Origin of the sequence: Streptomyces sp. NPDC058662, assembly GCF_042716255.1 — a bacterium.
Classification (GTDB): domain Bacteria; phylum Actinomycetota; class Actinomycetes; order Streptomycetales; family Streptomycetaceae; genus Streptomyces.
In genome coordinates, this window is the sequence record NZ_JBHXRU010000002.1 from 160,235 (window position 1) to 174,311 (window position 14,077).

The 14,077-nt window shown below is 75.4% G+C and carries 15 protein-coding genes; 8 read left to right on the forward strand and 7 right to left on the reverse strand.

Annotated features, from left to right (window positions below; all coding sequences use genetic code 11):
* Positions 1 to 94: 94 nt before the first annotated feature.
* Positions 95 to 568 (reverse strand): hypothetical protein, encoded by a 474-nt coding sequence (locus tag ACFWUQ_RS01805; protein WP_384531540.1) that lies wholly within the window; start codon positions 566 to 568, stop codon positions 95 to 97.
* A 99-nt stretch (positions 569 to 667) separates the two neighbouring features.
* A complete protein-coding gene (locus tag ACFWUQ_RS01810; protein ID WP_384531542.1) occupies positions 668 to 1,468 on the reverse strand; it encodes a LysR substrate-binding domain-containing protein in 801 nt (266 codons plus the stop codon).
* Between the two features lie 58 nt (positions 1,469 to 1,526).
* Here ACFWUQ_RS01810 and ACFWUQ_RS01815 point away from each other — a divergent pair, with 58 nt between their 5' ends.
* Complete coding sequence (locus ACFWUQ_RS01815; RefSeq protein ID WP_384531544.1) at positions 1,527 to 1,931, forward strand: DUF5997 family protein; 405 nt, start codon at positions 1,527 to 1,529, stop codon at positions 1,929 to 1,931.
* Between the two features lie 116 nt (positions 1,932 to 2,047).
* Here the strand turns inward: ACFWUQ_RS01815 and ACFWUQ_RS01820 are convergent, their stop codons facing one another.
* Positions 2,048 to 3,433 carry an acyltransferase family protein gene (locus tag ACFWUQ_RS01820; protein ID WP_384531546.1) on the reverse strand — a complete coding sequence of 462 codons (1,386 nt, stop codon included), beginning with the start codon at positions 3,431 to 3,433 and terminating at the stop codon, positions 2,048 to 2,050.
* Positions 3,434 to 3,718: 285 nt separating this feature from the next.
* Between ACFWUQ_RS01820 and ACFWUQ_RS01825 the strand changes: the two genes are divergently transcribed.
* The 4 genes from ACFWUQ_RS01825 (at position 3,719) to ACFWUQ_RS01840 (ending at position 7,285) form a co-directional block, all read left to right on the forward strand.
* Positions 3,719 to 4,828, forward strand: a complete 1,110-nt coding sequence (locus tag ACFWUQ_RS01825) for an NUDIX domain-containing protein (protein WP_384531548.1) — start codon at positions 3,719 to 3,721, stop codon at positions 4,826 to 4,828.
* Between the two features lie 66 nt (positions 4,829 to 4,894).
* Entirely contained in the window at positions 4,895 to 5,398 is a 504-nt protein-coding gene (locus tag ACFWUQ_RS01830) for an SRPBCC domain-containing protein (RefSeq protein WP_384531549.1), read from the forward strand.
* Between the two features lie 276 nt (positions 5,399 to 5,674).
* Positions 5,675 to 6,154 carry a hypothetical protein gene (locus ACFWUQ_RS01835; protein WP_384531551.1) on the forward strand — a complete coding sequence of 160 codons (480 nt, stop codon included), beginning with the start codon at positions 5,675 to 5,677 and terminating at the stop codon, positions 6,152 to 6,154.
* Positions 6,155 to 6,355: 201 nt separating this feature from the next.
* On the forward strand, positions 6,356 to 7,285 hold the full coding sequence (locus ACFWUQ_RS01840) for a class I SAM-dependent methyltransferase (RefSeq protein ID WP_384531553.1): 930 nt from the start codon (positions 6,356 to 6,358) through the stop codon (positions 7,283 to 7,285).
* Between the two features lie 79 nt (positions 7,286 to 7,364).
* On the opposite strand, the gene ACFWUQ_RS01845 is transcribed toward ACFWUQ_RS01840, so the two are convergent.
* Together ACFWUQ_RS01845 and ACFWUQ_RS01850 are read right to left on the reverse strand one after the other, a co-directional pair.
* The gene (locus ACFWUQ_RS01845) at positions 7,365 to 8,852 is read right to left on the reverse strand and encodes a DEAD/DEAH box helicase (RefSeq protein ID WP_384531555.1); all 1,488 of its coding nucleotides are present in this window, start codon (positions 8,850 to 8,852) and stop codon (positions 7,365 to 7,367) included.
* Between the two features lie 70 nt (positions 8,853 to 8,922).
* Positions 8,923 to 9,417 (reverse strand): MarR family winged helix-turn-helix transcriptional regulator, encoded by a 495-nt coding sequence (locus ACFWUQ_RS01850; protein WP_384531557.1) that lies wholly within the window; start codon positions 9,415 to 9,417, stop codon positions 8,923 to 8,925.
* Between the two features lie 90 nt (positions 9,418 to 9,507).
* Between ACFWUQ_RS01850 and ACFWUQ_RS01855 the strand changes: the two genes are divergently transcribed.
* Complete coding sequence (locus ACFWUQ_RS01855) at positions 9,508 to 9,876, forward strand: HGxxPAAW family protein (RefSeq protein ID WP_384531559.1); 369 nt, start codon at positions 9,508 to 9,510, stop codon at positions 9,874 to 9,876.
* 241 nt (positions 9,877 to 10,117) lie between these two features.
* Complete coding sequence (locus tag ACFWUQ_RS01860; RefSeq protein ID WP_384531560.1) at positions 10,118 to 10,324, forward strand: cold-shock protein; 207 nt, start codon at positions 10,118 to 10,120, stop codon at positions 10,322 to 10,324.
* A gap of 124 nt (positions 10,325 to 10,448) precedes the next feature.
* Here the strand turns inward: ACFWUQ_RS01860 and ACFWUQ_RS01865 are convergent, their stop codons facing one another.
* A complete protein-coding gene (locus ACFWUQ_RS01865; RefSeq protein ID WP_384531561.1) occupies positions 10,449 to 11,627 on the reverse strand; it encodes an anhydro-N-acetylmuramic acid kinase in 1,179 nt (392 codons plus the stop codon).
* Entirely contained in the window at positions 11,624 to 12,952 is a 1,329-nt protein-coding gene (locus tag ACFWUQ_RS01870) for an MFS transporter (protein WP_384531563.1), read from the reverse strand. The genes ACFWUQ_RS01865 and ACFWUQ_RS01870 overlap by 4 nt, the downstream gene beginning before the upstream one ends.
* Positions 12,953 to 13,112: 160 nt before the next feature.
* Here ACFWUQ_RS01870 and ACFWUQ_RS01875 point away from each other — a divergent pair, with 160 nt between their 5' ends.
* Complete coding sequence (locus ACFWUQ_RS01875; protein ID WP_384531564.1) at positions 13,113 to 14,000, forward strand: hypothetical protein; 888 nt, start codon at positions 13,113 to 13,115, stop codon at positions 13,998 to 14,000.
* The last annotated feature ends 77 nt before the right edge of the window (positions 14,001 to 14,077 follow it).

Genomic DNA, 14,077 nt, shown 5'->3' on the forward strand with positions numbered 1-14,077 from the left:
GCGGCGACCAGCTACCGGGGCCGGCCGGGTCCACGGCTCCCCGGTGTCGGGGGACAGCCGCCGGGAATCGCGGATGACCCGGCCCGCGGTCCGCCTATCGGCACAGGGCCACGATGGAGGGCGACACCGTGCCCCGGGCCGCCTCGCACAGGTCGGCCATGTCGTACGAACGCTGCGGCGCGCTACGGGACTTCGGGGGCGCGGGCCGTTTGCGGGGCTTCGCCGGGGCGGGGCGCGCGGGCTTCGCCGGCCGGGCCCGCCGCGGCGGTTCGACCGCTCGGGGACGCTGCCGCGGGCCGGCGCCGGCCGGAGCGGGGGGCCGCTCCGCGACCGCGTCCGGTCCCGGGTGGTCCGGGGCCGCGGGACCCGCCGGCGCCGGCGAGGGCTGCGCCGCCAGCGGCAGTCGGCTCAGCGGCAGGGCGGCCCCCTCCCGTTCCGCCGGATCCCCGGGGGCACCGGCCGCGGCCGGCGCGAGACGCGGCGCGCCGGGCGCGGGACGCACCGTCACGCATCCGGTCGCCATGACGAACGCGGCGAGGGTCAGGGGCAGGGCCCGGCGCAGCTGCATCCGCCCACCCTGCCGTACGCGCACCGCCGGAGTCCCACCCGTCACGCGGACGGGTGACGAGCGGGACAACCGGGGGAGTGGATGGGCGCCGCGGCGCGGCTACGGCCTGCGGCGCGGCTTCGAACTCTTCGCGCCCTTCGCGCCCTTGGCGTTTTTGCCGCCCTTGGCGCCGACCGAACCGCCCGCACCGCCACGGGAGTTGCGGCCCGTGGCCTTGCCGCCGGCCGGCTTGCGCTGCGCTCCGGCCTTGTCCGCGCGCTTGGCCTTCGGCTGCGGCGGTGTCGGCGGCCGGCCCCGGGTGCTGTTCACGGTCCGTCCCCGGACGATCCCGATGAACTCCTCCACCAGGTCGGTGGTCCGCTCCTGCGGCCAGGACAGCGCGACCCGCGATTCGGGGGTCCCCGAGACGGGTCGGTAGGTCAGGTCCTTGCGGTGGTGCAGGCGGGCGAGGGACTGCGGGACGACCAGCACGCCCACCCCCGCCGCCACGAGTTCGACGGCGTCCGCCGTCGTGGCGGGACGCTCGAACGCGGGCAGGCCCGGCGGGCGCTCCCAGTCGAGGGTGTCGTCGAGCGGGTGCAGCACGATCTGGTCCGCGAGATCGGAGACGGAGATCTCCTCGACGGCCGCCACCAGGTGGTCCTTCGGGATCACCACCACGGTCGTCTCGGTGTACAGCGGGATCGCGCTGAGGTCGTCGCGGTCCACCGGCAGCCGGACGAAGCCGGCGTCCGCGCCGCCGCCGCGCAGCACGTCGAAGGCCTCGGCGGGCGACACCGCCACGAGAGTCAGGGGAACGTCGGGCAGCCGCTCGTGCCAGGTCCGCACCCACTTGGTGGGAGTCACCCCCGGTACATACGCGAGCCGGAACGATGATGGGGATACTTCCGAGCCTGTCACCCCGCCAGGTTACCGGTCGTGGTCGGAGGTAGCGCACATGCTCGATACCCTTGGGACCATGACATCGCACCAGAGCACCCAGACGATGAAGCCCGCGACCGCGGCGAAGAAGCTGGGTGTGTACCTTGAGGCCACCCCCGCCGAGTTCCAGGAGGGCGTGGTCTCGCGCACCGAGCTGAGCGCCCTGCAGGCCGACCCGCCGCAGTGGCTGCAGGACCTGCGACGCAACGGCCCGCACCCGCGCCCCGTGGTCGCCGCGAAGCTCGGCGTCTCGATCGCGGGCCTGGCCCGTGGCGGAGTCACCGAAGCCCTCACCACCGAGCAGATCGACGCGCTGAAGAACGAGGCGCCCGAGTGGCTCCAGCGCGAGCGCGCCACCCAGGCGGACGTCCGCAAGGAAGCCGTACGCATCAAGGAGCGGAACGCGGAGCGCGCCGACAAGGCCCGCGACGAGAACGCCTGACACCTGCTCCCGAGCGGCTCCCGGCCGCTCCCCGCAGTCCCGCCTCCGGCGGTCCCGGCTCGCCGGAACCGCCGGCCGCGGCGCTGGGGCGCCCGGCAAGATCCGAAAAGGCCGGCCTAGGCTCGACCCTGCGCGGCCAGGCGGAGCGCGTACTCCACCGGGCCCCGGCGCAGCGGGCTGTCGGCGCAGGCCCGCTGCCAGACCCAGGTCAGCCCCAGCGCACCCCCGCTGAAGGCGATCCACGCGCCCCACGACGCGGCGCCGTGGGCCGGGCCCGCCAGTACCAGCGCGTGGACGACGTACGCACTGAGCGCCATCGCTCCCAGCAGGGTGAGCGGCCGCAGCAGGCCGGCGCCCAGCCGGTGCCGCGCGACCAGCGCGCACAGCCCGATGAGGGCGGCGCCCACGCCCGCGTTGCCGAGGGTCTCCAGCGGGGTCTGGCTGTACGGGTCGGCCACCAGCAGCCAGTCCCACGAGGTGCTGGGCACCGCGCCGTACTGCCCGTTCAGGACCTCCCGCACCGGATCGGCGGCGCCCAACGCCTCCGGGTGGTGCACCGATATCGCCTCCAGCAGCCGTTCCCGGCTGCCGAGGACATGGGTCGCGAGCCACGCGGAGCCGTAGCCGGCCGCGGCCGCCGCCGCACCCCAGCCCGCCAGCCGGGCGGACACCGCGCGCTCCCGTATGTCGCAGAGCCGGGCCAGGGCCATCCCGGCCAGCACGTACGGGAAGTAGGTGGCCAGCGGGTACGCGCCCGTGAGCAGCAGCGCGGTCACGACGTCGCCCAGCCCCGCCCAGCTGGTCAGATCCGAGGCCTCGGGCACCATGCCCCGCCCGGAGGAGCCGTAGCCGAACACCGGGCCCAGCACGAACGACAGCAGCGGGCCCGCCGCCACCGACACGCCCGCCACGGCGGTCAGCACCGGGGTGGAGAGGCGGGTGAACGGCTCGGCGGCCAGGAAGTACACGGCGAAGAAGGCCAGGATGACCAGGATCCCGGGCCAGAGCGAGGCCAGCCCCAGCCCGAGCGCGGCCAGGATCGCGCACCGTATCAGCAGCGGGCGGTAGCGCGCCGCCCAGCCGCCGGGAGCGTCCGAGGGGTTGCGGCCGCGCTGGGAGAGGACCAGTGAGAATCCCGCGAGGAGGGTGAAGAGCGCCGGGGCCCGTCCGTCGGCGGCGACGAGCAGATAGCCGGCGCCTGCGGGCTCGGCGCCCGGACCCACGTGGACGGCGAACATGCCGAGCACGGCCAAGCCGCGCACGGCGTCCACTCCCGCCAGCCGGCCGCCGGGGCGGATGCCCCCGCCCGCTGCCGCCGCCACGGCCGAGCCGCCCCCCGTCGCTACGGCGCCCACGGCCGAGCCGCCCCCCGTCGCTACGGCGCCCTCCGCCGAGCCGCCCCCCGTCACTCCGGACTTCGCGATCCCCGCCACCGACATCCCCGCCCCCACCACCGCCGTACCCGACGGCGCTGCCTCTGCTGCCTCTGCTGTCCCCGCCACGGGCGTCCCCGCCTCCGACCCTGCCGCCTCCGCCGTTCCGGCACCCCTCCGACGCCCGCCGGGGTCCCCCTTCGTCCGGCCCGGTCCGGTGACGTGGTCGGACCAGCGGTTTTCACGCCGCCAGTCCGCCCGGCGAAGGTAGCAGGGCCCGCGTAATCAGGTCATAAGAAGGTATAGGGATGGCAAAGAGGCGATCCGGGTCCCGCGTCCGGGCACCCGCCGTAACCCGGGGACCCGGCCCGCTGTTTCACAGCCGGCGGGTCCACCCAGGTGAACGGAGTACCGATGCCGGAGCTGACCGACGAAGCCGTGACGGACGAGGCCCCCGGCGGCGGTGACACGACGGACCGGGCCGCGACCGACGACGGGTGCCCGCGGACCGACGACGGGTGCCCGCGGACCGGCGGCGACGGGCGGGCCGGGACCTGGATGACCCCCCGGGCCTACGCGGCCTCGCGCGCGACCCTCTGGACGGGTGCCGTGGTCCTCGTCACCGACAGCGACGGCAGGGTCCTGATCCAGAGCGTCGACTACCGCCCCGACCGGCTGCTGCCCGGCGGAGCCGTCGACGCGGGCGAGGCCCCGTCGGCGGCCGCCGCCCGCGAGGTGCGCGAGGAACTCGGCATCGACGGCCGTTTCCCCCGCGGCCTCGCCGTGGACTGGATCCCGTCCGACGCCCCGGGCATCCCGCCCGAGATGGGCTTCCCCGGCGAGGTCCTCTACGTGTACGACGGCGGCACCTGGCCGGCCGAGCGGATCGACTCCGTCCGGCTGCCCGCGCAGGAGATCACCGCCATCCACTTCGCCGAACCGGCCACCCTGCCCGCGCTCATGGACCCGGGGGACGCCCGCCGGACCCTGTCCGCGCTGCGCGCCCGGATCGGCGGCGCGGGCGCCGCGCTGCTGGAGGACGGCCGCCCCACCGCCCCCACGGCGCTCGACCGGCTCGGAGTGCTCCGTACGCCCCGGCCCCGCCAGCACTGGGACTGGTGCCCCGGCCCGGTCCCCGCCCACCTGCCCGTCCGCGACCGGGCGGGCTGGCTCTTCGCGCCGGACGGCAGGGTCCTCGTCCTGATCGCCCGTGCGACCGGCGCCGCCCGACTCCCGTCCCCGACGGCCGGGACGGTCACCGGGAGCGCGCCGCTCGGCTACCGGTACGACGGCCGCGGCGCCCACCTCCGGGCCGCGGCGCGCCTCACGGGGCTCGCCCCGGCGGCGGATCCCGCGTACGCCCGGCTGCTGGCCACCCCCGAGCAGGTCCGCGAACTGAGCGACTGGGGCCCGGCCGGCGAGCGGGAGCTCGCCGCGGTCCATTCGGCGCGCATCCGCCTCTCGCTGCCCGCCGCCGCCCGCACACCGCCCGCGGAACTCCCCGAGGAGGGCATCCGCTGGTGATCCGACGGCCACCGCCATGATCGGGAAATCCGGCGTCCGGCGGCCCCGGTCCCGCAGCATGGGCCCATGAGCGACACCGCGATCACCTACACCCTGTACGTCCAGGCCGACCCCGCCCGGGTCTGGCAGGCCCTGACCGATCCCGCCCTCACCCGCCGGTACTGGGGGCTGAGCTTCGAGACCGACTGGGCGGTGGGATCGCCGATGGACTGGGTCGAGCGAGGAGCCCGCACGAGCGATCCCGCGCAGCTGGTCCTCGCCTGCGTCCCGGACCGGCTGCTCTCCTACACCTGGCACACGTTCAGTCCCGCGTGGGCGGCCTCGGTGGGCATCGACGAGGACCTGCGGGCCGAGCTGGCCAGCCGCCCGCGCACCAAGGTCACGTACGAGATCGAGCCGGTGGGCGACGCGCTCGCGCGCCTGACGATCCTGCACGAGGGCTTCGAACCGGGCGGCACGCTGATCGGTATGTGCGGCCAGGCCTGGCCGCTGCTGGCCTCCAGCCTCAAGACACTGCTGGAGACCGGGGCGCCGCTGCCGGGGTCCGGGATCGAAGCGGACGAGATGTAGCCCGGCGGACGGACGAGATGTAGCCCGCTGGACGGACGGGCGCGGCTGGAGCCCGGCGGACGGACGGGCGCCGCGCGGGGACGCCGCCGGGGGAGACCCCGGGGGCACCCTGGATGTCGACCGCGCACGGCGGTCGTGTGGAATGGGTGCCATGGGGAGAGGCCAGCACCGGCGGACACGCACCGCCGGCACACCGCACAGCGTCCACCGCGCCCGGGTCGCCGGCATCCGGGCCGTCGCCGGCCGGACGGGCCGGCTCCGCGCGGGCGGCGCCCGATGAGCCTCACGCCCGCCGACGGCGCCATGCCGGCCGAGCACTGGCGTTACGAGCGCCACCTGGAATCCCTGGCCGCCGTCGCGCCTGGCGGCGAAGGCGAGGCCGAGGTGGTCGCCGCCGTCCTGCGCGACCCCGATCCGGTGATGGCCGAGAGCGCCGTCGTGACCCACCTGAACCGCCGTGCGGCGCAGCTCCCGGCCGAGGGCGCCTTCCCGGCCTGGGCCGGGGCCATGGCCACCGTGCTGCGGGGCTGGGCGTTCCCGGAGCGGCGGCTGCGCGAGTGGTCGTTGCTCAAGGCCATCACCCGCGGCGACGCCTGGTCCGCCTCGCAGCTCACCGGGGCCTCCGACTGGTGCCAGCGCACCGCCGCCCAGAGCCTGGACTCGTACGAGGCGCTGCGCCTGCTCGCCGGCGCCGCCCGGACCCGGCGCGTCCGCAACGCCGCCAACGAGCGGCTGCGGCGCCGCACGCAGGTCTGACAGCGCCGCGCCGCGGGTCTACAGCGCCGCGCCGCGGGTCCGCGCGCACCGTGCCGGGACTGGCGGAAGGGGCACGCGCACGCGTCCCGAACACCGGTCCCGCACACGTCTCGTCACACGTCCACCGAGGGCTTAAGGTGCCGTTACCCGGCCGGGTATCAGCGTGAAGACCGATGCCACTTCGCTGGAGGATGACTCTCCGTGTCGCACGTTCCACAAGCTTCCGTCACCACCCCCGACGGTGAGCCGGCTCCGCTCGTCCCCACCACGTACAGCGAGGTCAAAGGCTGGTTCTCGGCGTACGACCAGGTGCTCTTCGACTGGTTCCTGACGCGTCAGAACGGCGTCGGGGGGCGGCCCGGTGATCTGCTGGAGCTCGGCGCCTTCCTGGGGAAGAGCGCGATCTTCCTCGGCCGGTACGTGCGGCCGGGGGAGGAGTTCACCGTCTGCGACCTCTTCGACTCCCCGGCCGCGGACGACTTCAACGTCGCGGAGAACCGCAGCTCCTACCCCACGCTCACCCGGCGCGGCTTCGAGACGAACTACCTGGCCTTCCACGAGGCGCTGCCGACGCTCGTACAGGCCCCCACCTCGGTCGTCCCCGGCCGGGTCGAGCCGGCGAGCTGCCGGTTCGTGCACGTCGACGCCTCGCACCTCTACGAGCACGTCGTCACGGACATCGAGTCCTCGCGCCTCGTCGCGGACGCGGACGCGGTCGTGGTCTTCGACGACTACCGGTCCGAGCACTGCCCGGGCGTCGCGGCCGCCGTGTGGACCGCGGTGGTCACGGGCGGACTGCACCCCATCTGCGTGTCCGCCTCGAAGCTCTACGCGACCTGGGACGACCCCGCGCCCCACCAGGCGGCGCTGCTCGCGTGGCTGGAGGAGCGGGCCGACCTCTGGCACGGCGTGGACGTGATCGACGGCCGCCCGGTGGTGCGTATCGGGGACCAGGGCGCCGTGCCGCCCCCGCCCCCGGAGCCCCTGCACCCCGCGCCGCAACCGGCCCCGGCTCCCGCGCCCGCCGCCGTGCGGCGACCGGGCGCCCGCTGGCGCAGGCTGGCGAAGGACCTGCTGCCGCCCGTGGTGACCCGCGCGATCGTCGCCCGGAACCGCCGCCGCAGGCGCTGACCGCTCCGCGACCGGACCGGTCGGGTACGCCGGCCCCCCGCACAGGGGGCCGGCGTACCCGTTTCGGGGGCGTGCCGGGTCAGGCGCCCCGGCGCACGCGGGCCGCGCGGCGGGCTTCGGCGGTCTGCCTGGCCTCGGCTGTCTTGCGGGACTCCTTGCCGCGGCCCGTGCGGCCGGGCCGGGTGCCCATCCCGCGGAAGCCGAGCTCCGAACCGGAGGGCTTGCCCTTGGCGTCGGTCGGGGCGGATCCGGCCAGCGGCACGCCCGAGGGCGCCTTCGCGCCGGTGATGCGGCTCAGGGCGTCCTCGCCGGAGCGCACCTGGGTGATGGTCGGCCGGATCCGGGCGTCCGCCATGAGCCGGACCATGTCCCGGCGCTGGTTGGGGGTGACGAGTGTGACCACGCGGCCGGACTCGCCGGCCCGGGCCGTCCGCCCGCCCCGGTGCAGGTAGTCCTTGTGGTCGGCGGGCGGATCCACGTTGACCACGAGGTCGAGGTCGTCGATGTGGATGCCGCGCGCCGCGACGTTGGTGGCGACGAGGACGGTGACGGCGCCGGTCTTGAACTGCGCCAGCGTCCGGGTGCGCTGCGGCTGCGATTTGCCGCTGTGCAGCCCTTCCGCCCGTACGCCCATGGCCCGCAGGTGCTTCACGAACTGGTCGACGCCGTGCTTGGTGTCGAGGAACATCAGCACCCGGGCGTCGCGGGCCGCGATCTCGGTCGCCGTCGAGATCTTGTCGGCGGCGTGGATGTGCAGCACGTGGTGGTCCATCGTGGTCACCGCGCCCGCCTGCGGGTCGACGGAGTGCGAGACGGGGTCCTTCAGGTACGACCGCACCAGCTGGTCCACGTTGCGGTCCAGGGTGGCGGAGAACAGCATCCGCTGGCCGGCGTGGTGGACCTGGTCGAGGATCTCCGTGACCTGCGGCATGAAGCCCATGTCGCACATCTGGTCGGCCTCGTCGAGCACGGTGGTCCGCACGCGCTCCAGGTGGACGTCACGCCGTCCGACCAGGTCGCTGAGGCGTCCCGGCGTGGCGATGACGACCTCGGCGCCGGTGCGCAGCGTGCTCACCTGCCGGCCGATGGACAGTCCGCCGACGACGGTGGCCAGCCGCAGGTCCAGGGCCTGCGCGTACGGGTCCAGCGCCTCGGTCACCTGCTGCGCCAGCTCGCGCGTCGGTACGAGGATCAGCGCCAGCGGGCGCTTCGGGTCCGCGCGCCGGCCCGCCGTCCGTGCCAGCAGGGCCAGGCCGAAGGCCAGGGTCTTGCCGGAGCCGGTCCGCCCGCGGCCGAGGACGTCCCGGCCGGCCAGGGCGTTCGGCAGGGTGGCGGCCTGGATGGGGAACGGCTCCGTCACGCCCAGGTCGGCCATCGTGGCCGTCAGCTCGGCGGGCAGGTCCAGCTCTGCGAACGACGCCACCGGCGGCAGCGCCGGCACCTTCGGCTGGTGCGCCGTGAACTCGCCCTGCGGTCCGACGCTCCGCGGCGACTTGCCGCCGGACGTGGCTCCGGACCTGGCAGCGCCCTTCACACCGAAGCGTCCATGAGCTGACGGGTTCCTCATGCAGGGCCTTTCGAAAGCGGGGGAAGGAGATGGTCAACCGCCCATGGTACCAGCGGCCCGCCGGGCGGTTTCAGACCTCGTCGGGGTCGAGCTGGCCCGACCGCAGCAGGACTCCGTGGGCCCGTACCTCCGCCGCGGCGCGCTCGAACCAGTCGGCGATCACCGCGATCTCCTCGGCGGTGTAGTCGGCGAACAGGGCGCCGAGGCGGTCGTAGAACGGCTGGTAGACCGCGACCACCCGGGCGGCGGCCGCGGGCTCAGCCACCACCCGCACCCGGCGCCGGTCGGCGGGGTCGGGGACCCGCCGCGCGTACCCGGCGCGTTCGAGCCGGTTGAGCACCCCCGTGACGGCGCCGGTGGTGAGGTCCACCAGCTCGGCGAGCCGGCCGGCGGCGAGCGGGGCGTCCCCGGCTCCCAGGATGTGGCCCAGGCAGGTCAGGTCGGTGACGTTGAGGCCGAGCCGGTGCGCCATCTCCTGCTGGGCGACGATGCCGAGCGCCACGTACTGGTCCATGCGGGACAGCGCGTCCGCGGCCGTCGCCGGGGGGCGGGGCTTGCCTTCCACCCGAGTTCTCCTTAGCATCTAAGTTACTTAGCTCGTGAGGTAAATAATCCTTCTCCGAGCCTACTGCCGACCCTCCGATCAAGGGGAATCATGAGCGCGCACGGACACGTCGACCTCGGCCACACCGTGGCCGGTTGGACCGGCACCGCCCTGGCCCTGGTGGGCTTCACGGGGGCCGGGGCCGCCGTGTGCGCGGCCTGGAGCCCCGGGGTGTGGCTCGGCCTCGCGGTCGTGGCCCTGGCGGGCGTGGTCACCTGGCTGCTGCACCTCGCCGGCTGGGGCAAGCCGAGCGGGCCGCGGCCGGAGGCCGAGTGGGACTGGCGGACCAGGGACACCGCCGCCCGCGCCGGGCACGCGGACTGCCTGGGCTGCCGAGCCGCGAAGCCCCGGCGAGCCCCTGCGGCGGTCCCTCGCGGCCGGTCCTCCGCGCCGCTGCCCGCGACGGACGCCGGCGCCTGAACGCGCGAGGGCCCGCGCTCCCCGCGAGGGTCCCGACGCGCCCGGGGGACCCGTCGCGGGTGCGCCCCCGCGAGCGCCGCGAAGGCGCCGCTCCCCCGATCCACGGACGAGTCGGCCGGAAGTTCGAATGCGCGGCGCGCCCCGGTTGGCCGCGTTCAGCGTGTGCTCTACGGAAGCCTTGGGCAGGATCGAGACGGCCGCGTGTGCGGCCCGCAGTGGAACGTTGTGAAGGATCAGCCAGATGGCAACAGGCATCGTGAAGTGGTTCAACTCGGAGAAGGGGTTTGGCTTCATCCAGCAGGACGACGGCGGCCCGGACGTGTTCGTGCACTTCTCCGCCATCGAGACCAGCGGCTTCAAGTCGCTGGAGGAGAACGCGAAGGTCGAGTACAACGTCACCCAAGGCCCCAAGGGTCCCCAGGCCGAGCGGGTGGTTCCGCTCTCGTAGGGCCGCCCCCGTAGTGCCGCTTCACGAGCTTCGCCCGTGAGCCGAGCCCCGCCGGCCAGTCCGGCGGGGCTCTCGCGTGCCCGGGCGCGTCCTCGGCCACCGGCCTCGGGCCGGGGCTGAGGGGTTACGGGCCCACCACCAGGGCGCGCGGCGGGTGGTCGGGACAGGGCGGCAGCCGCAGCGGGCGGTGGCCCGGTGTGAGGGAGCCGAGCACGCGCGGGCCCCGTGCGCCGGTGCACTCCGGAGCGTTGCCCGGCAGCCCGTGCAGGGTCAGGAAGCCCAGGGCGGCGAAGGCGTACGCCTCCTTCGCGGCTCCCGGCAGCCCCAGGACCTCGGAGGTGAGCACCGCGGCCCGCCCCGCCAGCTCCTCGCGGAGCATCGACATCAGCACCGGGTTGCGCACGCCGCCGCCCGAGGCGATGACCTCGGTGGCGCCCACCGGGGCCAGTGCCTCGGCGACCGTGCGGGCGGTGAGCCGCGTCAGAGTGGCCAGGAGGTCGTTCGGCGCCACGGCGCCGCAGCCGTCCAGGGCCGCGCGCAGGTAGCCGTGGTGGAACAGCTCCTTGCCCGTGGTCTTGGGGACGGGCAGCCGGTAGTACGGCTCGTCGAGCAGCCGCCGCAGAAGCGGCTCGTGGACCCGGCCCGCCGCCGCGCCCGCCCCGTCCTCGTCGAAGTCCAGGCGCCCCGAGGTCAGCTCGCGCACCGCCGCGTCGATGAGCGCGTTGCCCGGGCCGGTGTCGAAAGCCACGGGGGCCCCCGTCGCGGGTACGGCGGTGAGGTTGGCGATCCCGCCGATGTTCAGGGCCGCGGGGACGCCGGGCCGGCCGCGCAGCAGCATCACGTCGACCAGGCTCACCAGCGGGGCGCCCTGCCCGCCCGCCGCGACGTCCGCCGGACGGAAGTCGGAGACGACGGGCAGGCGGGTGGACTCGGCGATCCAGGCGGGCCGGCCCAGTTGCAGCGTGCCCCGCACCCGGCCCTGCTCCACCCAGTGGAACACCGTCTGCCCGTGCGAGGCGATCAACTCGGCCCGGCCGTCGCACAGTTCACTATCGGCACGGAGGGCGAGAGCGGCGAAGGACCGCCCGATGAGGGTGTCGAGCCGGCACACCTCGGCCATGCTGGTGGGAGCCGGCGGCAGCGCGTCGGCCAGCGCGCGCCGCAGCTCCTCCCCGTACGGCGCGCTGACCATGCCGAGCGGCACGAGCCGCAGGGTGTCGCCCCCGTCCTCGACCGTCAGGTCGGCGGCGGCGGCGTCGACGGCGTCGTACGAGGTGCCCGACATCAGGCCGATGACCCTCATCGCAGCTCCCGGCGGTGGTCGTCGCCGTTCAGGCCCGCCAGGGCCACGGCGCTCAGGGCACACGCGCCGGCGGCGTAGTAGGCGGGGATGTCGGCGTTGCCGGTGGTCGAGACCAGGGCGGTGATGACGAGTCCCGCGCAGCCGGAGAACACCGCGTTGGCGAGCGCGTACGCCACTCCCAGCCCCGTGCAGCGCACGCCCGCCGGGAACATCTCCGCGAGCATCGCGGGCCCCGGCCCCGCGAGCAGGCCGACCGCCGCCCCGGCGGCGAGGACGGCGGCCGCCCGGACCGCCGTCGATGTGCCGGGGTCCTGGAGGAGGCGCAGCAGCGGAAGGGCGAACACGGTGACGGTGACGGCCCCGCAGAGCATGACGGGCCGCCGGCCGACGCGGTCGCTGAGCGCCCCGGCGGGCAGGATCGACGCGGCGAATCCGATGTTGGCGAGCGTGGTGGCGAGGAGGGCCTCCCGGAACGAGGCCCCGAGCGTGGCCTGGAGGTAGGACGGGAGGACGACGAGGAAGGTGTACCCGGCGGCCGACCACCCCATGACGCGTCCGACGCCGAGGGCGATCATCCGGGCGAGTACGGGCGGATCAGCGGTCCCCGCGGGGCCGGCCGGCCTCGCTGGGCCGACCGTACGGGCCGGGGGCGGACGGTCCGGTTCCGTCAGGCCGGTACGCAGCCACAGCGCCGCGAGCCCCAGCGGCAGGGCGGTCAGGAACGGGATCCGCCAGCCCCAGGCGTACAGGGCCTCCGGCGACAGCAGCGAGGCCAGCAGCGCCGCGGCTCCGGCGCCGCAGAGCAGCCCGAGCGCGACCGTGAAGGACTGCCAGGCGCCGTATCGGCCCCGTCGGCCGGGCGGAGCGGACTCCGTCATCAGGGCGACGGCGCCGCCGAACTCACCGCCGGCGGAGAGGCCTTGCAGGGCGCGCAGCAGGGTGAGCAGCCAGGGGGCGGCGTCGCCGGCCGTGGCGCGCGTCGGGAGTACGCCGATGGCCGTGGTGGCGAGGGTCATCAGGCAGACCACGGTGATGAGCGTGGGACGGCGGCCGACCCGGTCGGCGAGCCGGCCGAAGAGCACGGCCCCGGCGGGACGGAAGAAGAAGGCCAGCGCGAAGGAGGCGTACGTGGCGAGGAGCGGCCCGGCGCCGGGGTCCGCCGCGTCGGGCGGGGTGAAGAAGTGCGCGGCGATGACCGTGGCGAAGCAGCCGTAGACGCCGAACTCGTACCACTCGACGAAATTGCCGGCCGAGCCCGCGAGCAGCGCGCGCCGCGGGTGGGCGGCGGCCGGCGGCGGCGCGGGACGCACTGCGAGAGGGGTCACCTGTGCTGGCTGCCCGGTCCCGGCGGGCGCGATGCGCGGCGCCGCCGCGGTTCAGCACAACGGCCCCGGGGCCGGGCGGAGCCTGCTCGGGGCGCGCGGAGGGGCGAGGTGTAGGGTTCACGTCAATTGAACGTGTTCAATGAATGCGGGGGAGCTCGCCGTGCGGAACCATGCGGGGGCGACGGAGCGGCACACCGTCGCATGGAGCAGTATCGCGCCAGGCGCGGAGACCGTCGGGGGAGCGCAGATCCTCTGCGCACTGCTGTACGCGCAGCTCGCCGCGCTGGCGGCCGAGCCCTACGGTCTGGGCTACGGCGGCGGTATCGCGGTGCTCTTCGGGCTGGTCGTCACATGCGTCCTCGGCCCTCTCGTCGCGGTCCTGCTGGGCTGCGTGCACAGCTTTCTGTTCACCACGCCGGTGATGGTGGCCTCGAACGCCGCGGGCATGCGTACCCGGCTGGCCGCGCCGTGGTGGGCGCTGCCGACGGTCGGCGTGCTCGCGGCCGGGTACGCCGTACCGGTGTCCTTGGCCGCTGACACCTCCTATGCCGCCGCGTTCGGCTGGATCGCTGCCGCCGGGGTTCTCCCCGTGGGGGTGGCCGTGCTCGCGCGCATGCGACTGGTGCCGAGAGCCGCGGTGCGGCGGTGGGTGCTGGCGCCGGCCGCGGTCGGCGTCGTCGCCTCCCTCTACGTGGGAGCCGCCGCGCCGCAGTACCGGCCGCCGGTCCTGGAGCGCGCCGACTACGTCGGCGTGTGGGCGGGCGACGGTGTCCGCCTGCAGCTCGGCGCCGACGGCGGGGCGACGGCGCGCATGCTGCCGGTCCACGACGGGTTCGACGTCGTGGGCCGCTGTTCGGGGCCCGGGACATGGAAGGCCGGGGAGGCGGCGCACGGCGGCCGCGCCGGAGTACGTCTGGCCGTCCCCGACTGCGAGGGCGCGGAGCTGGGCTGGCAGGTGGCAGGTACGGACGAGCGGCCGGAGCTGTTCGTGCTGATGGGCGATCCGGATGCCGGCGAGGTGGTGGCGCTGCGCAAGCGCGCCGGGTAGCGCGCCGGGCCCGCCGTCAGGCCACGTCGTGCGGTAGCGCGCGGTGCAGGGCGAGGAGCAGGCGCCAGAGCCGGTCC